Raw genomic sequence first — 22,025 nt, forward strand, 5'->3', positions numbered from 1 at the left:
TTGGCTTTTTTAGCTTGAAGGCTTTAGTGAGTGCGTCGCCAGATGCTGACTTGTGACAAGCTATGTTGATATTTTCTGGCGGTTTCACGAATAACAAAAGGCACATCCTGGGGCTGGGTCACCAGCTCAAAATGAGCCTTTAATATTTCCGAGATTCCCTCCAGTGTAGTGACCTCTCTGTCTGCCTGCTTGAAGCCGCCCAGCCATTCATCACGTGCAGTATGTTCTTCCAGCCAGGTATAAGGCGAACTGAGCAGTAGAATTCCACCCATATTTATCCGATGATGGATCTGCATCAAAAAGTCTTTGGGATGATGCAGCCGGTCGATCAGATTTGCTGCCAGAATAAAATCATAGCCACTAAAATGTGCTTTCAGATTACAGGCATCGGCCTGAAAAAATTCCACTTTAGAGGCAAGCTGATCCAAAGCGAAATCCTCAAGCGAGCAGATTTTCTCTTCGCTTAATTCACCTTCTGTGGGGAGCTGATAACGGATTCGGTGACCTTGGGCCAGAAAGACGGCTTGCTGAATAAAGCGTGCAGAAAAATCCAGACCGGTGACCTGATCAAAATAGTGTGCCAGTTCAAAGCTGGCGCGGCCAGTAGCACAGCCAATATCCAGAGCACTTTTACATGCAGTTTCTCGGAAATACGGCTGCGCCAGCTGCACCAATGTTTTTGCAAAATTGGCGATGCCAAAGTATTCGGCGCCGTACTGAAACTCCAGATATTGAGACACCAACTGGTCGCTTTCATACTGTGAAGGAAACTGTTGCAAGGCTTGATCAGAGGCGACATAGCGGAAGCCAGCGTGTTGAAAGAAATGCCGTCTAAAAGCATAACGTGCGCTGTGCAGGGCTTCATTGCCTGCTGAAATCCAGGAGCCACCTTTAATAATATTATGGCGCCCGTCAAAGGTCGGGGTACTAAAATCATCATAAAGAGGATGCACCTGAAAGCCCTGAAACGGATAGATTGGCGTTTCAGTCCATTGCCAGACATTGCCCTGAATATCATAGAAATCGCCCTGCCGAAAATGATCGACCGGGCAGGAACTGGTGCCATATTTCAATTCGATATTGGCCTGTTCAGGACTGGGTAAATCTGGATCCAGGTCTGAAACCGCATACAGGCGATACCATTCATCCTCAGTCGGTAAACGAATGGTTTTTTCAAGCTGTTGCGATTTCCACTGACAAAAGGCTTTGGCTTCATGATAATTTACTTCTACCGGCCAATCCCAGGGCATGGGGACTTCTTCCAGCATCAGGCGCAATGACCAGCCGAGTTCAGTCTTGCGCCAAAAACACGGATGAGTCGCTTGTGAAAATTGTAGCCAGCCTAAGCCTTCTTCACTCCAGTAGTGTCCGGTCTGGTAGCCATCTGCTTCGACAAAGGCCAGAAACTCCTGATTCGACACCAGATATTTTGCAGCTTCAAAGGCTGCAACTTCGGCTTCATGCTGGCCGTATTCATTGTCCCAGCCATAAAAAGGATGGTTAAAATCTTTCTGTAGATGTACCTGGCCTTCAGGCACAGCAATCAAACTATTTTCCGGGGCAATGCCGGTAATGATATTGGCACGCCACTGCGGATGCTGGTGTACATGTTCTAAAGCATGCTGACGAATCAGCACCGATGACGTTTCCAGATGAATCCGTTCATGTTCGATGCCCATAATCAGCGTCCACCACGGATTGTGCCAGTTTAAGGGCAGATTCAGCGGGGCATGCTCAACAATGTTCAGAATCAGCGCGCGTACCTGATGTCGATAATCCCGGACTGCCTGCACAGTCGGCCAGTCATAATGCACTTCATCCAGATCATCCCAACTCATTTCATCAACCCCGATCGCAAAAATACTTTCAAAATGCGGATTCAGACGTTCAGTAATGAGTTTGCTCAGCAGCAGTTTATTGACAAAAAAAGTCGCGGTATGACCAAAATAAAAAATCAGCGGATGACGCAAGTTAATTGGCTTGATAAAAAAAGCATCTTCATGCTTGAGGCATTCAAATAACTGCTCATAGGTATCAAAGGTATTCAGGAAGTAGTCACGCAGGCTGTATCGCGCTGTTTGTTCGTCGGCAAAATCAAGCGCAGGGGTAGGCAACAGCATCGGTTTGGCCGAAAGCCATAGGCTGCTGGTATTTGTTTTATCTTGAGAGAGGGATTTTAGGGGAGAATCGAGCTGCATCCGTCAGGCTCCATCGAATAATTTTAAGTATTTCTCTGCATCGCAAAAGAATAGATTTATCTTAAAAATACGCGAAAGAAATCCCCAGATGGGTGTATTTAGGTAACAAAATGCTGCACTGTTTTGAATGCAGCATTTTTAGAAATGAATTAAAGAGGTAGGGAACTACTTTGCATGAGTTGAACCAGAGCTTGCGCCGCTTTGGACTGAGTACGACCCGGATGCCAGACCATGCCCAGCCGGCGGTTCATTTCCAGATTGATATCCAGCTGATGCAGATCGTGATTGACCAGAGTTTTTGGCAGCACAGACCAGCCGAGACCAATGGATACCAGCATGCGGATTGATTCCAGCGGATTATTGCTCATGCTGACTTTTGGTTTAATGCCCTGTTTTTCAAACTCGGCCAAAGTAATCTGTGAGGTATAGGTTTGTGAAGACGGTAGCAGGCTCGGGTAATTCAGCAAATCTTCCAGGCACAGATTTTTTTGCTGGGCCAGTGGATGAAAGGGTGCAACTACAAAGACCAGAGGATCATTCCAGATGGTGACATAATTCAGACGTGCATCGCCCCGTGGCGGCAAGGTTAAAAATGCCAGTTCCAGATCGCCGGCAATGACTTGTTCGTGCGCCTGCTCGGAATCGACAAAATGTACATCCAGCCTTACATCCGGATATTCTTGTACATAGCGGCGCAAATGACTTGGAAGATGATGCAGGCCAATATGATGGCTGGTGCCGATTTTCAATTTTCCCTGTACCTGACCCTGTTCATGGCTCAAGGTATAATGAATATCACCGAGTTCATTCAGCCAGTTTTTCACTTTAGGCAATAGCGAATGCGCGGCATGGGTGGCTTGTACACCACGTCCGGCGGATTCAAACAGTTTGACCCCAAAATATTCTTCCAGACTGTGAATACGTTTGGTGACGGCAGGCTGGGTAATAAAAAGCTGATCTGCGGCCAGAGAAATCGAACCAGTTTCCATGACTTTTACGAAGGCTTCAAAAGCTGCGAGATTCATCTTAATCACCTATAAAGAATTTTTATGTGTAATTATATTATTGTTATTTTTTAAGAATAAATCAAAGCATAATTCGCTTGTTTGTATTGCATTGCTGCATTACTAAACATTTTCAAAGCCTTGGGATTTAAATAGCGTCAAAAAAAGACCCTCTTGGATGAGATGGTCTTTGGTCAGGAACATCGACAGAAAAGATCAGGCGGTGATGTCCTCATTCTGCTGTTCGATATTGCGCTCCCAAATTTTTTCGTGGAAGAAGAACGCAACTGCCTGTACTGTGGGTTCCAATAAACTTAAGGCAATTGCCATGGCCAAACTGCCAGTCACCAAATAACCGACAATCATCGCCACCGTGATGTGCATAATGTAATAGCTGAAGGTCTTTTTAAACATACGCTGATTATTGTCTACAAAACGTTGGATATGTGCCATGTCGAAGTTCCTCAAAATATAAATCTCTGTCTATGCAGGAATAATAATAATTCTCATTTGATTTGTAAAAACGAATATTTTTAATAAATTGATCGGAAAAGTAGATTTATAGGAATGCAGCGAAAGCATGATTTTATTCAGCTTTTGAAAGATTCCAAAAAGTTTTTTAACTAATAAAAATGATAAATTAGATTTATGTGACAGCAGCGATATAATCAAAATCAGAGCAAGAATTTACCCAGTCCAGTGGAGTACATCGACATGGCAGGCGCAACCCAAACAGCAAAAACATTATATGATAAATTGTGGGATGACCATTTAGTAACACAACGTGATGATGGTTCTGCCTTACTGTACATCGACCGTCACTTATTACATGAAGTAACGTCGCCACAGGCATTTGAAGGTTTACAACTCGCCGGGCGCAAGCCATGGCGTTTAAGCGCAAACATTGCTACACCAGATCATAACGTACCCACCTCGAAAAAAGAGCGTGAACAGGGTGTTGCCGGCATTGAAGATGAAACTTCGCGCATTCAGGTACAAACCTTGGACGACAACTGCAAGACCTTTAATATTGTTGAATTTGATATTAATGATATCCGTCAGGGGATTGCGCATGTGGTTGGGCCTGAGCAAGGTTTAACCTTGCCGGGCATGACCGTGGTCTGTGGTGATTCACATACTGCGACCCATGGTGCTTTCGGTTGTTTGGCGCATGGTATCGGTACTTCAGAAGTTGAACATGTATTGGCGACCCAATGCCTGGTTCAAAAGAAGATGAAAAACATGTTGGTACGCGTTGACGGTCAGTTGGGTCAGGGCGTGACACCGAAAGATGTGGTCTTGGCGATTATCGGCAAGATTGGTACAGCAGGGGGTACTGGTCATGCGATTGAATTTGGCGGTCAGGTGTTCCGTGACATGTCGATTGAAGGTCGTATGACCGTGTGTAATATGGCAATCGAAGCCGGTGCACGCGTAGGTATGGTCGCTGTCGATGACAAAACCATCGAATATGTTAAAGGCCGTCCTTATGCACCGACTGCAGAACAGTGGGATCAGGCCGTAGTGTATTGGAATACCTTACATTCGGATGAAGATGCACACTTTGATACAGTTGTGGTCTTGCAAGGCGAAGAGATCGAGCCGCAAGTGTCTTGGGGAACCTCTCCTGAAATGGTGATTCCAGTGTCTCAGACAGTACCAACTTTGCAACAAGCCAAAGACGAAGTACAACGCAATGACTGGAACCGTGCTTATCAATATATGGGTTTAAATGCCGGTCAGGCCTTGGCTGAAATTCAATTAGACCGTGTCTTTATTGGCTCATGCACCAACTCGCGTATTGAAGATATTCGTGCTGCGGCTGAAGTGATCAAAGGTCGTAAAGTTGCGGCAAGCATCAAGCAGGCGATGGTGGTTCCAGGTTCGGGTCTGGTCAAGGCCCAGGCAGAAGCTGAAGGCCTGGATAAAGTGTTTGTAGAAGCCGGCTTTGAATGGCGTGAACCAGGTTGTTCAATGTGTCTGGCAATGAATGCTGACAAGTTACAACCGGGCGAGCATTGTGCATCGACGTCTAACCGTAACTTTGAAGGTCGTCAGGGCAATGGCGGTCGTACGCATCTGGTCAGCCCTGCAATGGCAGCCGCCGCGGCAATTGCCGGTCACTTTGTTGACGTGCGTAGTTTCTAAAAATCCCCCTCAGTCCCTCTTTTAGAAAAGGGGAAAGTTCCCCTCTTTAATAAAGAGAGGGTTAGGGGAGATTTAAAGTGATGACATTCTTTAGGAATAAAGACAATGAAAAAATATACCGTTGAACAAGGTATCGTTGCACCATTAGACCGGGCCAATGTCGATACCGATTTAATTATTCCAAAACAGTTTTTGAAATCGATCAAACGTAGTGGTTTTGGTGCGAATTTATTTGATGAATTGCGTTATCTGGATGAAGGCTATTTGGGTCAAGACAACTCAAAACGACCTTTAAACAAGGATTTTGCATTAAACCAACCTCGTTATCAAGGCGCGAGCATTTTGATTTCACGCGCCAACTTTGGTTGTGGTTCTAGTCGTGAACATGCGCCATGGGCATTGGAAGAATACGGTTTCCGTACCGTGATTGCACCAAGCTATGCCGACATTTTCTATAACAACAGCTTTAAGAATGGCATGTTGCCTGTGATTTTGTCTGAAGAGATTGTTGATCAGTTATTCAAAGAATGCTTTGCAACTGAAGGTTATCAACTCACCATCGATTTGAACGCACAAGAAGTACGCACACCAAATGGTGAAAGCTTTCAATTTGAAGTCGATCCATTTCGTAAGCATTGCCTGTTAAATGGTCTGGATGATATTGGTTTAACTTTACAAGCTGCGGATGACATTCGTGCTTATGAGGAAAAAACCAAACAATCACGTCCATGGGTATTTGCCGAAATTCAGGGCTAAATCAGCGAAAATTGTCATAGCATGACTGCGATGCCCTTGCTAATATCGGAAGATTATTGGGTTTTTTGATTGGGTAAGACAGACATTATGGCGAATTATTGGAAACAGTGGCTTGCTTTAAGTACGGTGTCGGTGCTGATGACTGCATGTCAAAGCATCGATACCATGAAGCTCAAACATGCCAAAGAAAATGCCGAAAGCAAAAACAATGCGTTGATTTACTGTAAAGGAACATCGGATTGCCAGTTCGAGCGCTTAAACCAGACCATCATTGTCAATAACGACAATGGCCGCCTCAGTAATGAGGCGCGAAAGCAAAAACTGGTACGTTTGCAGGCTAAGAATTTGAATCAGGCCAATCCGATTTACTTGTCAGTACCCGCAGGACAGCATGAATTAGTCGTCCGTTTTTATCCAATCAGTAAGGATAAAGCGGAAATTTTACATGTGTTTCATCGCTTTCAGGCCAACAAAACTTATACCTTGAAAATGTTCCGCGACCGTAGTGCGCGTAGCAGCAGTTTATTAAATGCCTCTGCACCTGATCCGCTTTGCGTGGATTTATTGCAAGAGCAAAAAACCATTCGTCGTTTTTGCAAACCTTATAATGTGGTCAACGGCATTGCAGAGTTTGTAGAAAAGAAAATTTAACCTTTGTCAGGTCTGAATCTGACGCTTTAAACGGAAAATCTCATGTCTAAACAAATTTTGATTTTAGCTGGTGACGGTATCGGTCCTGAAATTGTCAAAGCGGCAGAGCAGGTGCTGACTCGTGTAAATGAAAAATTTAATCTCGATTTGACATGGGAACAGGGTTTACTCGGTGGTGCAGCCATTGATGCGCACGGTTCACCGTATCCAGACGTGACTTCTGAACAGGCTAAAAAAGCCGATGCGATTTTACTCGGTGCCGTGGGCGGTCCAAAATGGGACACGATTGAGCGTTCAATCCGTCCGGAACGTGGTTTATTGAAATTGCGTAGCGAACTGAATCTGTTTGCCAACTTGCGCCCAGCGATTCTCTATCCACAATTGGCTGATGCTTCAAGCCTGAAACCTGAAATCGTGGCAGGTCTGGATATCCTGATCGTGCGTGAATTGACGGGCGGTATTTATTTCGGTCAGCCACGTGGGATCCGTGAACTGGAAAACGGCGAGAAGCAAGGTTATAACACGGATGTGTATTCAGAATCTGAAATCAAACGCATTGCCAAAGTTGCCTTTGAAATGGCGAAGCTGCGCGGTGCCAAGGTCTGTTCAGTGGATAAAGCCAACGTACTTGAAGTCACTGAGTTGTGGAAACAAACCGTTACTGCGTTGAAAGAAGAACAGTATCCAGAAATTAACTTGTCACATATGTATGTTGACAATGCTGCGATGCAACTGGTGCGCGCGCCAAAACAGTTTGACGTGATTGTCACCTCTAACCTGTTCGGTGATATCTTGTCTGACGAAGCAGCGATGCTTACCGGTTCAATCGGCATGTTGCCATCAGCCTCGCTAGATGAAAATGCTAAAGGCATGTATGAGCCTTGTCATGGTTCAGCCCCTGATATTGCGGGTCAAAACCTGGCGAACCCATTGGCCACAATTTTGTCTGTTGCGATGATGCTACGCTACACTTTCCGTGAAGAAGCTGCAGCCAAAGCGATTGAAGATGCCGTAGGCAATGTTTTGGATCAAGGCTTGCGTACAGCAGATATTATGTCTGAAGGCATGCACAAAGTCGGTACAGTTGAAATGGGTCAGGCAGTGGTTGCTGCATTGAACTAAGTCCGTTTTGATTAAAAAAATGATTAAAAAACGCAGCTTTGAGCTGCGTTTTTTTATGTCAGATTTCTCGTATCTAGCTCAGGTTAGCAGGTTCGACCTGTAGTACGAACTGCGGTTGCAATATTATCTTTGAGTAAGAAGGTGATCTTACATTGCAGATTGACGTCATAGCCACCTGAAGGACTCACAGGAACCGGAATAGGTACAGCACCGCCTGCTGCCGGAAACTGTGCTACAGGCAAAGGAATTGCAACAGGGCGCTGTACCACATAGCTTAATTGCTGGGCACTGAGTTCAGGCCCACTGACCTGCTGATAACCTAAACGTTTCAGATCCAGAGTTTGATCGATCAGCTGGCTGCTTTGTCCAATAAACTGCTGCAAATAGGCTTCGCGTTCAGATTGGCCCATATTGGGGGAATGTGCACAGCCCGCTATTAAAACACTGGCCAAAATACCGAGCGATAGTTGGGGATAGGAAAATCGCATCATTTCACTCCTTCACAGGAACGACTCATCAATAGTGTAGGCAGGAAGTGTGATTGGTATTGTTGTAATTTGACACGCGGTACAGATGGGAGCGAGAGCTAACTCAACATCAATCCATCAAAGAAATTGGATTACAGGATGACAGCTTAACAAGCCCTGCCGCTATAGCGAACGGATTGGACAATTTCATCTTTCAGCTCAAACCGGATTTGGCATTTCATCTCGATGCTATAACCGCCATTTGAGGGGGTTGGCATGGGTGCACCGATTGAGATACTTTGACTAATATTCGGTGTGCCCATTGGAATATTCATATCCCGAAAAATCGTGTAGCTGAGAGATTCTGCGGTTTGAATCGGTTTCTGCGAGGTTTTGAATCCCATGGCACGAAGATCAAGTTGACTGCGAACCTGTGTTGCAGTTTGACCGACATAGGGTTGGAGAGACTGATGCAGATGCTGATTGCCGCCAGTGGCACAGGCAACGAGAAACAAGCTGGAAAGCAGGATTAAACACTTCATATTCATTGTTTTTATGCATGTACTTTAATTAAATGAATAATCCAGAAATTATTAGCTCCTGTCAAATTGATTTATTCGTGGGTAAATAATTAAAGTCATAAAAAAAGCCACTAACAGTGGCTTTTGCTTGCGCTAAAACTTAGCGTGCACGATAGGTGATACGACCTTTGGTCAAATCATAAGGTGTCATTTCAACCTTCACACTGTCGCCAGTTAAAATACGGATATAGTGTTTACGCATTTTACCAGAGATGTGGGCAATCACTTCGTGACCGTTCTCTAAACGTACACGGAACATAGTATTAGGAAGCGTCTCGGTGACAACGCCTTCGAACTCGATGAGTTCCTCTTTATTGGCCATAGCCTACCTGAATGAATAAATTGGGAAGGCGCAAATTATAGTCAATTTTTTTGTAAAAAACAAGATGAAACGGGCGTTAGACTGATCATCTGCCAGTAAAATAAGCGAACTGTCACGATAATTTTTTAACTAAAAAAATGTCGGTTTCTGTTGTCAGTTTGGTCAATCACAGTTAATCTAAAATTAATCTTTTTAAGTATAAATGAAGTACATACAAGGAAGGCTTTTGAGTGAGTCAGCTAACGGATGCATCAGTCGTATTACGTTTGGGCTATCAGGCGATTCGTCGTGCAGGGTTGCCAACAGAAGAACTTTTGACCAAAGCAGGAGTTGCTTTAAATCAGGTCGAGGCCAATGACCGTACGCCGCTAAGCGCCCAGTATGCCTTCTGGGTAGCCGCAGAGGAAGTTAGCAAGGACCCGGACATTGGATTGCATCTGGGTGAGCACTTGCCACTTTATCGTGGTCAGGTCATTGAACACCTGTTTGTTTCATCTGAAAACTTTGGTGAAGGACTGAAACGTGCTTTGGCCTATCAGCGACTGATCAGTGATGCATTTGCTGCCAAGTTAGTGATCGAAGATGATCGCTGCTATTTAACCAATGGTGAACAGCCTTTTGCTGAAAGTCTGGTGAATCGTCATTTTACCGAGTGTGCCATGTCGGGTGTACTGCGTTTCTTTAAATTTATTACCGAAGGACGTTTTGAACCGATTTATATCGATTTTAATTTTTCCAAAGGTGCTCCTGACGAGGAATATTTCCGGGTTTATGAGTGTCCGGTCAGCTTAGGTCAAAAAGAAACCCGACTTTATTTCGATCCAAGTATTCTAGAGTTTCCGCTGTGGCAGGCTGAACCAGAGCTTTTACAATTACATGAGCAGCTTGCAATTGAAAAACTGCAGGAACTGGCGCGTTATGATCTGGTCGGTGAAGTTCGTCGTGCGATTGGCTCTACTTTGGAAAGTGGCGAAACCACACTGGAAACTGTAGCTGCACAGCTAAACATCACGCCACGCCGCCTAAGAACACAACTGAGTGAAGCACATACCAGCTTTCAACAGATTCTGTCGGATTATCGCTGTCGTCTGGCCAAGCGTTTGCTGGCGAGTACCACTGAAAGTGTTGAAAGAATTGTCTATCTGACCGGATTCTCGGAACCAAGTACGTTTTATCGTGCCTTTAAACGCTGGACCAATGAAACGCCAGTGGAATATCGGAAACGCAAGCAGCGTTAAAAATCCCTCCTAACCTCCCTTTAAAAAGGGAGGAATTCCCCTCCTTTCAGAAGGAGTTAGGGGAGGTAAATATTCTAAAAAATTTAAAAATTATTCCGGCAGATTCAGCCAATGCGGCCCCAAAGGTAATTTAGGCAATTCAAACTGCTCCGGATAGTCGGCATGAATAAAATATAAACCATCGGCAGGCGCAGTCACGCCAGCAGCTTTGCGGTCTTCGGCCGCGAAAATACTATCAATATGATCGGCAGCATACATGCCCTGACCAATTTCCAGTAGGCAGCCCATGATATTACGCACCATATGATGCAGAAAGCCATCGGCCTGAATATCCAGTACCAGATACTGACCATGCTGAATCAGACGGCAGTGGCTGACATGGCGCACCGGTTGATTGGATTGGCAGGCTGCAGCACGGAAGCTTTCAAAATTATGTGTACCTTCAAACTTTTTCGCAGACAGCATCATCTGTTCAATATCGAGTGGAGCATAGACATGGGTGACCTGTTTATGCAGCAAGGCAGGTCGCACAGGATGATTATAGACCACATAGCGGTAACGGCGTGCCTGAGCCTTAAAGCGGGCATGGAAGCTGTGATCCATCTCTTTGATCCACTGAATCGAGATATCTTTGGGCAACTGGCTATTGCAACCCATCAGCCAGCCACGTTCAGAACGAATGGCATCGCTATCAAAATGTGCCACCATATTGGTCGCATGTACCCCCGCATCGGTACGTCCGGCACCATGTAGGCTAATCGGTTGATCGGCAACCCGGCTCAGTACCTTTTCAATGGTTTCCTGCACACTTGCAACACCCGGCTGTTGAGTCTGCCATCCCCGATAATGCATCCCACAAAACTCAATTCCCACCGCAAAACGCTGCATAATGACCTCAAAACCTTATTGATCGTACCAATGACGATGCCATTGCTCTACAGTGTCGTATTGTAAATACATTTTCAGTGCTTTTGCATACAGATCCGCATGGCCATAACTTTCATTCAGCAGAATTTTGCAGTGATTGACCCATTCTGCAATGGCATAGCGCTGATCTGTCGCGCCAAAAGGCACCTGGGTGGTCAGTACAGAGAGACAGCCTTGATCATACAGTTGATCAATGAGTGCGATCAGGGCCTCATTGACAGCGAGATTACCCGTGCCAAAACCTTGCAGAAATAAAAAATGCGGTGGTCTGGCTAATAAGCTGTGCAGGTTGTTCAGTTGCTGGGCCAGATCAATCGGTTGCATCATGATACTCATGCAGTTAAATCCAGCGGCTTTCCTAATATCTTCAGCTTTGACTTGATAACACTGCTGACTGGCCTGGATTGTAATATTGGCCTCAAGACCTGAGAAGGCATTTAACTCGGTGGTATGCTGTTTGAGTGCCGTCTGGGCATGCATTAGTTGATGATGAAAAGCCAGATAGACCCCTGCGGTACACATGCTGACAGAATCCAGGGCGAACCTCAGATTATCCAGCGCATCACTAAATTCGCGCTGCTCATTGCCCTGAGCATTCAGCAGCGGATATTGACTACCAGTCAGTACCACATGTGCCGAGTTGCCGAGAAAATGTGCCAGGACTGCACTGGCATAACTCAGAGTATCTGTACCGTGAATAATCACAAAATATTGGATCTTTCGAGATTGCAGTTTTTGAATAAACTGCACCAATTGCAGCCAGTCCGCGGCTGTGCAGGCACTACTGTCTTTAATGGCTGGTGCGCGGTGGCATTCAACGAAATATTGGTCTGCGAGTATCTGTTCGAGCTTGGGAATAAATAAATCCGCAGACATCGGGGCAAGTGGATCGCCGACACAGCCGAATGTGCCACCCATATAAATTAATGCAATATTTTTCATCATAAAAAAAGCAGCCAACCCTTGACTGCTTTAGTGTAAATCGAAATGCATCAAGATGCGATTTGATTCAGTAATTGCTCTGCGCGTTGCTGTTGCTCGGCCGTATATTCAGCTTCTCGCTCTGCAATGATCTCACGTGCGGCAACATAGGCACCGAGCTGAATATATTGCTGCGCAAGATCCAGATTCAGACTGGCCTCATTGATGTCCAGTAATTCCGGGAAAGATTGTACCAGTGGATCATGCTGGTCTGTGGCTGTTTGAACTGATGTAGCAGGAATGTCGAAAGTAACACCTGTTGCAGCAGGTTTAGTTTCTGCATGATCTAATTTAAAGTCTAGGCCTGATGAAAGGTCTGTCTGTGTCGCAGATTCACTCACAGGTGCAGCAGCAGAAAGACTAGACAGATCAAACTCAATTGCTGGTTCTGAGGTTTTTTCGGCGACAGGCGCTGGAGTTCCTATAGAAAATGAGAAATCCAGAGGCTTGATCTCTTCAGATACAGCAGCCGCTGTTTCTACTGGAGCAGCCTGCTGCAATTCCAGTTTAAAATCTAAAACAGGTGCGGTTTCTGTTGCTGCCGTAGGTGTAGTTTGCACAACAGCAGATGAAGTATCTTGAAATTCAAAATCTACAGCAGGTACCGGAGTTTCTTCAGATTTTGGCGCTATGACCGGCGTAGTTGTCGGTTCAAAATTAAATTCAAGTGGCTGAATATCCGCAACAGGCTCAATTGCTGGAGCTGGCTTGCTTGGTTGAAACTCTTGTTGCAACTGTTCAAATGCCTGCTCATTTGAAGGCGCGGGAGCGACCAGATCAGCAAAGGCATCGGAAGATGCCGAGGTTTCCTGTACAGATGAAGTTTTAAGCTGTGCACTTGGGAAATCAATCGTATCTTGAACAGCAGATAAAGATTGATCAAATTCACGCTGTTTGGCTTCAGCTTGCGCCAGAATCTCATCTAAATTTAAAGAACGGATATGGTTGAGCAGTTGTGAAATCGCAAACTCATCTTTCTGTAAGATATGAATATCTAACAACAGCAGATAGAGCTCATGCTGGGAATTGTCGCGATTCAATGCCTGGTTAATCTGAGCTTCGGCCGCAAAAAAATTACGTTCCTGAATCAGGCCTTCAATTTTTTTACGCGTTTCTGCGGATAATGGCGTTGCTGATTTTTTTGCGACCCCGACTGGCTCAACTACTTTGGTTTTTTGTGGGGCAGTTTTTGAAGCAGAGCCAGGTTTTTTCGCTTTTACAGTTTTAGTTTTTGCTTTATCTGATTCTTGAGCATCTTGTCGTTTTTTGACGACAATTAATACGATGATCAATATCACTAATGGAATCACATAAATCAGCATGTTTTACCCCTTGAGGATAGAGTGTATTCAATGTTCACTCATCCCAATAAATCGTCATGTGTAACTTTTAATTAACTGGCTTCTTATCTGCTTGTTGGGCTTTAAGCTGTTGTTGCAGCTGGGCCAGACGCGCATTTAATAATTGAATTCTGTGATCCTTCTGATTGAGTGCCAATTCTAATTCGGTTACGTTTCTCTGTAATTTAACGGTTTTTTCTCGGGCTGTCATAACTTTTAATGACAATTCCTTCGATGTTTGATTGTGTTCTGTGTTCTGGTTTGCAGAAAGCTGTCCGGAATCGTGCTGGTTCTCAGCAACCAGACTCATTTCAGCCTGATTCAGACGGTATTTAGTTTTGGTAGCAGGCTGAGAAGGTGCCTGTGTCTGCTTGGCGGCGGTGACTTTGATCGGAGCAGTTACAGTACTCATCATAGCTAAATTCAGTGCTGCACCTTTACGTAAACGATTGGCATTTCCTCCGATAAAGGCATGTTCATTGTTTTGCTTGATTTGCTGCATCACTTCATTAACCGGACGTTGCTGTTCTGCTGCAATTCGTGATGCGATTCCCCACAGCGACTCATTGGACTGAACCATATAAGTCGGTTGAGCTTGGGCTGAGGCACTCTTGGCTGGTGTAACTTTTGTTGTAATTGGAGCTGGGGTCTGTACAGGAGGAGTTGAGCCAGCCGATTTTCTGGCCTGTTCCTCGGCAAATTTCTTGACCAATGGATCGCTGGAAGCGCTTTGATGTTCAGAACCAGTCTCAGCCGGTTTTTGCATAGATACTTTATTTTGCTCTGGAGAAACATGATCTGCTGATAACTTGCTCGCTGGCGTATTTGCAGATACAGACTGTGCCGGGGTTGGTTTTACTGTAACAACAGGCGAGGATGGAATCGGCTGCGAAGTATGATGCGTTGAATCTGAAGTGGCCGATGCTGGAGTTTTAACCGTAGTTTGAGTATTGGCAGCAGTTACAGACTCGCTTTTAATTGTAGGAGCGATAGATTGCGCCGGAATCGATGGTGCTGCTGGCGCGAGTGTAGCTTGAGGAATTGAACTGCTAGACAATGTCGGCGGACTAACATGTTGCACAGCCAGCGGCTTTTCTAAAACCGGTTGCTTATTTGAAGTGGCTGGAGAGCTGTTGTAATGGGTAGTCACTGGCAGGTTTAAAGCAATATCTTTTTCACTGACCATGACAACTGGCGCAAGTGGGCGTTCATTCTGTTTTAGACTGGCTTTTAATAAATCGGTTTTCGCTTGCAAAGGCGTGCGGATATGTTGCAAACGTGCAGCATTGCCTTCCTTAATTTTGACAATGATATTCAGTTCCCGATCGGTTATTGGTCGAGACGATGTAATGGTAATGACTCCGGTGCCATTACTACTACGCCGGGTGAAAAAGTTCAGATGACCAGGCGGTTGATGTGATGCACCCATCGAGATTAAATCTTCAGGCGAAGCCAGACTCACCTCAATCGGTAAATTCATATCAGATTGTCGAAAGGTCATTTCAGCATAGAGTAACTCTCCAGGCGCAGACTGGATCTGAACCGGATCTACGTTAATCGCATAAATATTCTGTGAAGCAACAATGGCTAAAATGGCAAGCTTTAATTTTTTATATACAGTCATCTTAATTGTGAGCTCAGTCATTATCGCATAGCGAAAATTATAGATTAACGGGATGTTTCTTTTTTGTAAAATACTTACGCAATAGTTACATAAAAAAGCCGATCAATAAAGATCGGCTTTTTGTTTTATATCCATCTCGGGATATTAAACGTTTTTATAATCAATCAGGATGCGCAGCATACGGCGTAATGGTTCAGCAGCGCCCCAAAGCAATTGGTCACCGACAGTGAATGCACCCAAGTATTCTTTACCCATGTTGAGCTTGCGCAGACGCCCCACTGGAACCGATAACGTACCTGTCACTGCAACTGGAGTCAGGTCAGTCATCGAGGCTTCACGGGTATTCGGAACCACTTTAGACCAGTCATTGGCACGTGCAATGATGTCTTCGATTTCATCCAGAGGCACGTCTTTACGCAGTTTTAGCGTCAATGCCTGAGAGTGGCAACGCATGGCACCAATACGCACACAGTGACCATCAATCGGCACGATCTGCTGGTTGCCCAGAATCTTGTTGGTTTCAACCTGGCCTTTCCACTCTTCTTTCGACTGGCCGCTTTCCAGTTGCTTGTCGATATAAGGAATCAGTGAACCGGCCAAAGGCACACCGAAGTTGCTGGATGGGAAGCCTTCACCGCGTTGTAATTCAGCAATTCTCGAATCGATATCCAGAATTGGAGAGCGTGGATCATCGAGTAATTCTTTGGTGTTATTGTATAAATAACCCATACCGCTGATCAGTTCACGCATGTTTTGCGCACCCGCACCAGACGCTGCCTGATAGGTCATAGACGTTGCCCATTCCACCAGATTGTTCTGGAACAGACCACCTAGACCCATCAACATCAAGGAAACCGTACAGTTACCGCCAACAAAAGTTTTGGTGCCTTTTACCAAACCGTCTTTGATCACATGCATATTGACCGGATCAAGTACGATGATGGCTTCATCATCCATACGTAAGGTCGATGCTGCATCAATCCAGTAACCATTCCAGCCTTCAGCTTTCAGTTTCGGGAAAACCTCAGAGGTATAGTCGCCACCTTGACAGGTAATAATGACATCCATCTGCTTCAGACTGTTAATATCTGATGCATCCATAAGTGCTGGGGCAGTCTTACCACCAAATGCTGGCGCTTCACCGCCTGCATTACTGGTAGAGAAATAAAATGGCTCAAAATGAGCAAAATCATTCTCTTCAACCATACGTTGCATTAGGACGGAACCGACCATCCCGCGCCAACCGACCAGACCTACTCTCATGTCACTTTGCCTCGGTGCGTTAAAAATTCTAAAGGGATTCGAGTGTATCAAAAAGGGACTCAACTGCAAGTGCTACACAATCAAAACATCAATATTCTTGAGCGAAATATCTGCTTTATGATACATACAAAATTGATAACGTCATTTTTCTTTCAGAAAAAATAATAACTTAATTAAGAGCACGCTTTATGATATGGGTTATCCAAATTGTGGCAATCATTGTCATTTGGTTAAGTTTCTGGTCACTGATCCCACGCGATGAATGGTGGATTCGAGGTGCGGATTTTCCACGCTTACAAATTCTGGTCTTGGGCTTTATTGCCTTTGTGCTGTTTTTGGTGGTGGAGCATCCCTGGGCTGTCTTGAATCAGCTGATTTTTGTGGCCCTGATTGCGGCTTTGGCTTATCAGCTAAAAATGGTATTGCCCTATACCTTTATCTGGAAAAAACAGGTCAAGCAGGTCAAACAGGATCAACTGGATCCGCAGCGGCAAATCTCCCTGATTGTTTCGAACGTACTGACCACCAATACTCAATATCATCGACTGATTGAACAGATCCAGACCCATCAGCCAGACTTGGTGTTAACGCTGGAAACGGATCAAACCTGGCAAAATGAACTGTCGGTGATTGAAGCAGATTATCCTTATCGTGTGCCTGTGCCTTTGGATAACCTGTATGGCATGCACCTGTATAGTAAACTGGAACTTCGCAATACCCAGGTCAAGTTTATTTTAAGCGACGAGATTCCGTCCATTCATACCACAGTGATTTTAGGCTCAGGACAGCCGGTGCAGCTGTACTGCCTGCACCCGAAACCACCGAGCCCAACTGAAGCCAAGGATTCTACTTTACGTGATGCGGAATTGTTAATTGTCGGGGATCAGATCAAAGATTTAGATGAAAGTTGCATCGTCATGGGGGATCTGAATGATGTGGCCTGGTCTCGTACTACGCGGCTGTTTCAGCGCATTAGCGGACTGCTGGATCCACGCGTCGGACGTCATTATGTAAACACCTTTCATGCAGATTATCCTTTTTTTCGCTGGTCGCTCGATCACGTATTTCACAGTACCGATTTTGCTCTGGTCCATATGGAGCGTCTGCCCCATATCGGTTCTGATCATTTTCCGGTTTTTCTGGTTTTACAAACCGGTCGGGTCTTTGAGCATATTCAGGAAGAATTGGAGCAAACCGATGAAGATGAGCAGGAAGCACAAGAGGCCATAGAAGAGGGGATTCAGAAAGCAGAGAAAGAGGAAAAAATAGTGACCGATGAAATTGCCATGGCTTATAAAGATGGCGGCAAAATCTCTTAACTTTTTAAGAGAAAAGTGTAAGAGATTGCTTACATCAGTTTGCGCTTCTTGCGGATGGGCAATCATGAGCAATCCAGGTATTCTAGGTTTATCAGCACAGGGAGTCGAGAAAGGATATTCTCATAAGGAAGACGAAGCTGAATGAAAACATCATGGATATGATGCTGAAAGGGAAATCACAAAAAATAGAACCAATTATAATAGATGAAAGCACAACCTCATTAACCCGGGTTTTACAGGATGTAGAACCCGGGTTAAATTATTTTCAGAGTGAATTTTTTAAATATTTAATTGATTATTAAAGATAATTTTAGGTTTAAAGCTATATTTTACAGTGCAGAATGGAAAATGTTATTGCCAGTGATGACTCAGTGAATGGATCAGAAATACTTCAGCTCTATCGTGCCAATCCATGGTCTGGTCACTGCACGTATAAATGGTCAGCTGGTCGGACTGGCGAATGCGATTTCAGATGGCTCTCTGGGGGTGTATTTCCCACACTTATTGATTGATCCGGACTGGCAACGACAAGGCATTGGTCGGCGGATCATGCAAAGTATGCTGCAATATTATTCAGGATTTCATCAGCAGATTTTAGTGGCCGATCAGCAGACAATAGGAATTTTATCAGGCTTTAGGCTTCACGCGTGCGGGACTAACGGAAGCTATGTAGATCTATCAAGGTACAGATCATCAACAGGATTTTAAACTGTAGGAGCTGTAGCGATTTAAAGTCCGCGATCAAACAGATTTAGTAAATTTCCTTATAACCTTCAGGGCGAGTTTTAAAACGGCGGTGGAACCACATATATTGGGTCGGTGCGATGCGTAGCTGCTGTTCAATTATCAGATTCACGCGAGTAGCATCCTCAACTTCATTCTCACTAGGGAAATTCTCCAGTGCCGGTTCAATCAGTACATGGTAGCGTGGATTTTTGATATCGCCATGACGATAGAAATATAAAGGAATCGCGGCAGCTTTGGTCATTTTTAACAAACGACGGTGCGCGGTGACGGTTGCCGCCGGTACACCAAAGAAAGGTGCCATCACCCCTTGTTTTAAACCATAATCCTGATCCGGACTGTACCAGATTGCATGGCCTTTTTTCAGATTACGTACCAGACCGCGCATATCATCATGATCAATCTGATGGGCATAAATCGTGGCGCGACAACGGTAAATCAGCATGTCCAAAAGTGGATTATTCTGTGGGCGATACACCACATCCGGTTCAAAATATTGTGCACACAGATATCCACCAGCATCCAGTAAGGTCGAATGGGTGCCTAGTAATAGCATACCCCGGCCTTCGGCTTGAGCATTCTGAATATGTTCCAGTCCTTCAATACTGACGCGATCCTGAAACCATTTCGGACTGTACCAGGCATTTAAGGTCTCAAAAACCCCCAGCATTTGATCGATAAAAACCTGACGCGCATTGTCCTGTATCTGCTCGGCAGACCATTCAGGAAAACAGACTTCCAGATTGCGCAGTGTGGTGTCGCGACGTGAGGGCAGATACTTAAAAGACAGATGGCCCAGCAGATAGGCCAGACGATACTGAATGGCCCACGGTAAAATCGCCAAAATCATCAGGAAAATAATACCCAGCCAATTGCCCCAGTATCGAGGTAACAGGAATGACCATTGAAATTCGCCGGGTTGATATGCAGGCTGGGTACTCATAGAACAATATAGGGCTAAAAGATTAAGTGCAGTCTAACAGAGAAGATTCTTGAAATAAAAAAAGCATCTGTACGAATACAGATGCTTGAGCAAATACTCGTGGAATATTTAACCGTTGCTAAGATTATCCAGCTCTTCCCAACGTTCCAATTTTTCCAGTAACAATTCATCAATTTCTGATAAACGCTGAGACAGTTGCATGGCTTTATCGGAATCACTGACAAATAAAGAGCCATCAGCCAGTTGTGCATTGATCTCGGCTTGCTCTTTTTCCAGCGCTTCCATTTCAGCCGGAAGTTGCTCGAGCGCGCGTTGATCTTTGTAGCTGAGTTTGACTTTTTTGGCAGCAACGGGTGCGGCTTCAGCTTTGGCCATGGCTTTTTTCACGGCACTTTTTTGATCGACCACGGTCTGATCTGGACGCTGTTCAAGATAATCCTGATAACCACCGACATATTCGTCGATATTGCCTTTACCATCAAAGACCCAGGTCGATGTCACCACGTTATCCATAAAGGCACGGTCATGCGAGATCAATAACAAGGTGCCTTTGTAGCCACCGAGCATTTCTTCCAGTAACTCTAAGGTCACCATATCCAGATCGTTGGTTGGCTCATCCATCACAATCAGGTTCGATGGTTTCAGCAACAGTTTTGCCAATAAGATACGGTTGCGTTCACCACCAGACAACGCTTTGACTGGGGTACGTGCACGTTCTGGCGAGAACAGGAAGTCTTGTAAATAGCTATAGATATGACGACGGTTACCATTCACATCCACGTGGTCAGAGCCTTCAGAAACGTTATCTTTGACCGACTTTTCCAGATCCAGTGCATTACGCAGTTGGTCGAAATAGGCTACTTCCAGCTGTGTACCGGTTTTCACCGTGCCGCCATGCTCAAGCTCGCCCAGAATGGCTTTAATCAGTGTGGTTTTACCGACACCGTTATCACCGACCAGACCGATACGGTCACCGCGTAAAACCAGTGCCGAGAAGTTGTTAATGATCGGTGCATTGTCACCGAATTTCACACTCAGGTTCTCAATCTCAAAGACCAGTTTGCCGGAACGGTTGGCATCCTGAGTCGCCATCGCCACTTTACCTTGTTGCGAACGGCGCGCTTTGGATTCTTCACGCAGTGCTTTTAGAGCGCGAACACGACCTTCGTTACGGGTACGGCGTGCTTTGATGCCCTGACGGATCCAGACTTCTTCTTCAGCCAGCTTTTTATCAAACAACGCATTCTGCTTTTCTTCAGCTTCCATTTGCATGGCTTTGAGTTCTAAGTAACGTGAATAGTTACCTTCATAACTGCGCAATTGACCACGATCCAGTTCTACAATACGGGTGGCGATGCTATCGACAAAGGCACGGTCATGCGAAATGAATAACAGAGTTAAATTGTTTTGATCGAGCAGGAATTTTTCCAGCCACTCGATACTTTCAACATCTAAATGGTTGGTCGGTTCATCCAGTAATAAGACATCTGGCTGAGTCAGCAAGGCACGTGCTAATAGGACACGACGCTTACGACCACCCGACAAATCGGCAAGATCTGCATCTGGGTCCAGCCCCATTTTGCTTAAAATCGAATTGACCTTGGTTTCCAGCGCCCAGCCATCGAGCTGGTCCATTTTGTGTTGCAGATTACCCATGCGGTCACAAGCGTCCATATCGCCCAGTACACAGGCTTCACTGGCTGCATGGTAGGCACGCAAAACTTCCGACGCTTCACCGGCACCGTCAGCCACGATATCCGCCACTCGGCCTGAGTCCATCGGTACATCTTGCGCCAGCATCGAAATCGTGATGCCATTTTGTAATGAAACTTCGCCGCTATCCGGCAGTAAACTTCCTTCAATCAGCTTAAGTAAGGTAGACTTACCCTCACCATTACGGCCAATCAAACACACTCGTTCGCCGCGCTCCAAGTTAAAATTCGCGCCGTTGAGCAGGGCGGGTCCACCAAACGCAAGTTGGACATCCCTAAGGGTAATATAGGCCATAATGTTTCCTGAAATCCCCAATGAGGACTTTAAATGACTAAACAACAAAATCTAAATGATCAGGCGTCATTTTCCGCACCCATTGAAGATTTGCAAGTGCGAATTGCATTTTTAGACGATTTAGTTGAACAGTTGAATGATCAGGTGGCTAAACAGACTCTGGAAATTGCCGATCTGAAAAAGCAAATGAGCCTGTTATATCAACGTGTTGAGTCCTCAGACCGTTCTGAAGGAATTGCGGATTTTGATCCGGTTGCTGATCGTCCGCCACATTATTAATTTGCAAGCAATCATTTAATAAAACCCTTATATGCGATAAGGGTTTTTTTATTACAGCTGCTATTTCACCGATGATTCGATTCATTTAATCAGCTCTCAGCCTGGAATCTA

At 45.1% G+C, this 22,025-nt stretch carries 21 protein-coding genes; 8 read left to right on the forward strand and 13 right to left on the reverse strand.

The features are described 5' to 3' along the window. Positions 1-23: 23 nt before the first annotated feature. From ovoA to FTU40_RS02655, 3 genes are all read right to left on the reverse strand, one after another. Positions 24-2,198 (reverse strand): 5-histidylcysteine sulfoxide synthase, encoded by a 2,175-nt coding sequence (gene ovoA / locus FTU40_RS02645; protein ID WP_180039681.1) that lies wholly within the window; start codon positions 2,196-2,198, stop codon positions 24-26. 149 nt (positions 2,199-2,347) lie between these two features. Then, the gene (locus FTU40_RS02650) at positions 2,348-3,223 is read right to left on the reverse strand and encodes a LysR family transcriptional regulator (RefSeq protein ID WP_005095462.1); all 876 of its coding nucleotides are present in this window, start codon (positions 3,221-3,223) and stop codon (positions 2,348-2,350) included. A 195-nt stretch (positions 3,224-3,418) separates the two neighbouring features. Then, the gene (locus tag FTU40_RS02655) at positions 3,419-3,655 is read right to left on the reverse strand and encodes a DUF2061 domain-containing protein (RefSeq protein WP_005172852.1); all 237 of its coding nucleotides are present in this window, start codon (positions 3,653-3,655) and stop codon (positions 3,419-3,421) included. 261 nt (positions 3,656-3,916) lie between these two features. Between FTU40_RS02655 and leuC the strand changes: the two genes are divergently transcribed. From leuC to leuB, 4 genes are all read left to right on the forward strand, one after another. Then, positions 3,917-5,350 carry a 3-isopropylmalate dehydratase large subunit gene (gene leuC, locus FTU40_RS02660; protein WP_005172850.1) on the forward strand — a complete coding sequence of 478 codons (1,434 nt, stop codon included), beginning with the start codon at positions 3,917-3,919 and terminating at the stop codon, positions 5,348-5,350. Between the two features lie 105 nt (positions 5,351-5,455). After that, on the forward strand, positions 5,456-6,106 hold the full coding sequence (gene leuD, locus FTU40_RS02665) for a 3-isopropylmalate dehydratase small subunit (protein WP_100329281.1): 651 nt from the start codon (positions 5,456-5,458) through the stop codon (positions 6,104-6,106). Positions 6,107-6,193: 87 nt separating this feature from the next. Beyond that, on the forward strand, positions 6,194-6,757 hold the full coding sequence (locus FTU40_RS02670) for a hypothetical protein (RefSeq protein ID WP_005095471.1): 564 nt from the start codon (positions 6,194-6,196) through the stop codon (positions 6,755-6,757). A gap of 42 nt (positions 6,758-6,799) precedes the next feature. Continuing rightward, positions 6,800-7,879, forward strand: a complete 1,080-nt coding sequence (leuB, locus tag FTU40_RS02675) for a 3-isopropylmalate dehydrogenase (RefSeq protein ID WP_180039683.1) — start codon at positions 6,800-6,802, stop codon at positions 7,877-7,879. A gap of 83 nt (positions 7,880-7,962) precedes the next feature. Here leuB and FTU40_RS02680 read toward each other — a convergent pair whose 3' ends face one another. The 3 genes from FTU40_RS02680 to infA form a co-directional block, all read right to left on the reverse strand. After that, positions 7,963-8,367 carry a hypothetical protein gene (locus FTU40_RS02680; protein WP_180039685.1) on the reverse strand — a complete coding sequence of 135 codons (405 nt, stop codon included), beginning with the start codon at positions 8,365-8,367 and terminating at the stop codon, positions 7,963-7,965. Between the two features lie 146 nt (positions 8,368-8,513). After that, a complete protein-coding gene (locus FTU40_RS02685; protein WP_180039687.1) occupies positions 8,514-8,894 on the reverse strand; it encodes a hypothetical protein in 381 nt (126 codons plus the stop codon). A gap of 133 nt (positions 8,895-9,027) precedes the next feature. Then, entirely contained in the window at positions 9,028-9,249 is a 222-nt protein-coding gene (gene infA / locus FTU40_RS02690) for a translation initiation factor IF-1 (RefSeq protein WP_001284370.1), read from the reverse strand. 230 nt (positions 9,250-9,479) lie between these two features. On the opposite strand from infA, the gene FTU40_RS02695 reads away from it, so the two are divergent. Beyond that, on the forward strand, positions 9,480-10,487 hold the full coding sequence (locus FTU40_RS02695) for an AraC family transcriptional regulator (RefSeq protein WP_005172840.1): 1,008 nt from the start codon (positions 9,480-9,482) through the stop codon (positions 10,485-10,487). A gap of 90 nt (positions 10,488-10,577) precedes the next feature. Here the strand turns inward: FTU40_RS02695 and truA are convergent, their stop codons facing one another. From truA to asd, 5 genes are all read right to left on the reverse strand, one after another. Next, on the reverse strand, positions 10,578-11,375 hold the full coding sequence (gene truA, locus FTU40_RS02700) for a tRNA pseudouridine(38-40) synthase TruA (protein WP_180039689.1): 798 nt from the start codon (positions 11,373-11,375) through the stop codon (positions 10,578-10,580). A 15-nt stretch (positions 11,376-11,390) separates the two neighbouring features. Further along, positions 11,391-12,359 carry an asparaginase gene (locus FTU40_RS02705; protein WP_100355814.1) on the reverse strand — a complete coding sequence of 323 codons (969 nt, stop codon included), beginning with the start codon at positions 12,357-12,359 and terminating at the stop codon, positions 11,391-11,393. A 47-nt stretch (positions 12,360-12,406) separates the two neighbouring features. Continuing rightward, positions 12,407-13,717, reverse strand: a complete 1,311-nt coding sequence (locus FTU40_RS02710) for a hypothetical protein (protein WP_005095483.1) — start codon at positions 13,715-13,717, stop codon at positions 12,407-12,409. Positions 13,718-13,784: 67 nt separating this feature from the next. Then, positions 13,785-15,380, reverse strand: a complete 1,596-nt coding sequence (locus FTU40_RS02715; protein WP_100329276.1) for a hypothetical protein — start codon at positions 15,378-15,380, stop codon at positions 13,785-13,787. Between the two features lie 123 nt (positions 15,381-15,503). After that, a complete protein-coding gene (asd, locus tag FTU40_RS02720; RefSeq protein WP_100329275.1) occupies positions 15,504-16,622 on the reverse strand; it encodes an aspartate-semialdehyde dehydrogenase in 1,119 nt (372 codons plus the stop codon). 188 nt (positions 16,623-16,810) lie between these two features. On the opposite strand from asd, the gene FTU40_RS02725 reads away from it, so the two are divergent. Both FTU40_RS02725 and FTU40_RS02730 read left to right on the forward strand, forming a co-directional pair. Beyond that, a complete protein-coding gene (locus FTU40_RS02725) occupies positions 16,811-17,941 on the forward strand; it encodes an endonuclease/exonuclease/phosphatase family protein (RefSeq protein WP_180039692.1) in 1,131 nt (376 codons plus the stop codon). Positions 17,942-18,316: 375 nt separating this feature from the next. Then, positions 18,317-18,649 (forward strand): GNAT family N-acetyltransferase, encoded by a 333-nt coding sequence (locus FTU40_RS02730; RefSeq protein WP_257223507.1) that lies wholly within the window; start codon positions 18,317-18,319, stop codon positions 18,647-18,649. Between the two features lie 43 nt (positions 18,650-18,692). Here FTU40_RS02730 and FTU40_RS02735 read toward each other — a convergent pair whose 3' ends face one another. Both FTU40_RS02735 and FTU40_RS02740 read right to left on the reverse strand, forming a co-directional pair. Continuing rightward, complete coding sequence (locus FTU40_RS02735) at positions 18,693-19,628, reverse strand: hypothetical protein (RefSeq protein WP_005095497.1); 936 nt, start codon at positions 19,626-19,628, stop codon at positions 18,693-18,695. A 108-nt stretch (positions 19,629-19,736) separates the two neighbouring features. Beyond that, positions 19,737-21,635 (reverse strand): ATP-binding cassette domain-containing protein, encoded by a 1,899-nt coding sequence (locus tag FTU40_RS02740; RefSeq protein WP_100355804.1) that lies wholly within the window; start codon positions 21,633-21,635, stop codon positions 19,737-19,739. A gap of 33 nt (positions 21,636-21,668) precedes the next feature. On the opposite strand from FTU40_RS02740, the gene FTU40_RS02745 reads away from it, so the two are divergent. Beyond that, a complete protein-coding gene (locus tag FTU40_RS02745) occupies positions 21,669-21,914 on the forward strand; it encodes a SlyX family protein (RefSeq protein ID WP_005095502.1) in 246 nt (81 codons plus the stop codon). Positions 21,915-22,025 lie beyond the last annotated feature (111 nt).

Source organism: Acinetobacter sp. YH12100 (assembly GCF_013419135.1).
Lineage (GTDB): Bacteria > Pseudomonadota > Gammaproteobacteria > Pseudomonadales > Moraxellaceae > Acinetobacter > Acinetobacter pseudolwoffii.